Here is an 825-nt window from a genome sequence, read left to right on the forward strand (position 1 = left end):
CCGCAAAAAAAGACCGCGCCCACCCATCCCCCACCCGAACACCAACCACGCATCGGCGTCCGACCCAGGGCCTAGGCTCCTGACATGAGCGACTCCCCACGCCCGACCGCCCACCTGGCGACCGGGATCCGCTGGTGGGACGGCCTGCCGCACCTGGTACTCACCGACCCGGACACCGCCGACTCCGCCACCACCGCCACCGCCACCGCCACCGCCACCGCCGACGAACAGTCGCTACAACCCCTGACCCCCGGCACCATCACCGGATGGCACTTCGACGGCCCCCGCGAATGCGTAGGCATTCGCCGCAAGGCCGGCCGCCGCGTCCCGTGCCCTCGCCGCACGGCCCTCCCGGAAACCGCCGCCCGGTCCCAGTGCGACGCGTGCGCGCTCGCCGACCCCGGCCGCAAACTCGCCCGCGACCAGGCGATGGACGACCCGCGCCCGTTCTCCCTCTACCTGGCCTGGTTCGGCCCAGGACTCCTCAAGGTCGGCCTCACCGCCACCGAACGCCGCGCGGCCCGCCTGGCCGACCAGGGCGCGCCGATGTTCACCTGGCTGGCCCACGGCCCCCTGATCCCGATCCGCAGCACCGAGCGCGCCTGCTCCGCAACGGGCCTGGTCCGCGAGCGGCTGCCGCACAAGGCCAAGGTCGCCGCCTGGTGGCAGCCCCGCCCGACGGGCGACCCGCAGGAACTCGCCGACGTGCACGCCCGGTTGACCCCCCTGCTGCCCGAGTCCCTGACCCCGGCACCGTGCCGCATCGAGAACCTGACCCGCTTCTACGGCCTGACCGAGCCCCCGCCCCTCACCCCGTCGCAGGCC

General features: G+C 74.2%; 1 protein-coding gene. It reads left to right on the forward strand.

All coding sequences use genetic code 11. The annotated features are described in order from the left end of the window. Positions 1-84 precede the first annotated feature (84 nt). Positions 85-825 (forward strand): DUF2797 domain-containing protein (locus GT354_RS55395; RefSeq protein WP_237536169.1); only part of this gene is annotated, 741 nt, incomplete at its 3' end.

The organism is Streptomyces sp. SID3343, from assembly GCF_009865215.1.
Taxonomy (GTDB): Bacteria; Actinomycetota; Actinomycetes; order Streptomycetales; family Streptomycetaceae; genus Embleya.